The 524-nt window shown below is 37.4% G+C and carries 1 pseudogene; it reads left to right on the top strand.

The window, feature by feature from the left end:
• Nucleotides 1-236 precede the first annotated feature (236 nt).
• Nucleotides 237-524 (top strand): annotated as a pseudogene (locus tag MLE13_RS17920) (plastocyanin/azurin family copper-binding protein); the annotation flags it as partial.

Here is a 524-nt window from a genome sequence, read left to right as displayed (position 1 = left end):
TTCTTTTTTTTTTTCGTTATACAGGCATAACGCAAAGGGTTTAGCTTTAGATCACTTTTTTTAAAAGTAATTTAAATTTATTAGTACAGGTTGATTAATTGAAGAAAATATAACCTCAGCGTTTAATCTCCTTATATAGAAGAAAACCATTTCCATAAGTTTTTTCACTCAAAAGCAATCTATTTCTCATCTTTCTGCGTTCTATTAGCAAGAACAAAAAACGAGGAGGAAAAATAATGATTAACAAAAAATTTAGTTTTATTCTTGCAGCAGGTATTTTATCACTGGCCGCTTGTGGCCAAGAACAACCGGTAGCCGAGGATACAGCTGAACCGACGGCTGAAGAACAAGAAAGCACGACTGAAGAAACAACACCAGAAGAAACAACGGAAGAAGAACCGGAAGAGGAAGCAACTGAAGAAGTTACTGAAGAAGAGCCTGCCGAGGAAACAACCGAAGAAGAACCGGCACAAGAAAATGCACCTGAAGCAATGAGTGGTACAGCGTCGAACCTTTTATCCAAC

It is taken from the genome of Planococcus halocryophilus (assembly GCF_022489025.1).
In the GTDB taxonomy this organism is placed as follows: Bacteria; Bacillota; Bacilli; order Bacillales_A; family Planococcaceae; genus Planococcus; species Planococcus halocryophilus_A.
Note: the sequence above shows the minus strand (reverse complement) of the source record. Positions and strands in the feature narration are given on the sequence as shown.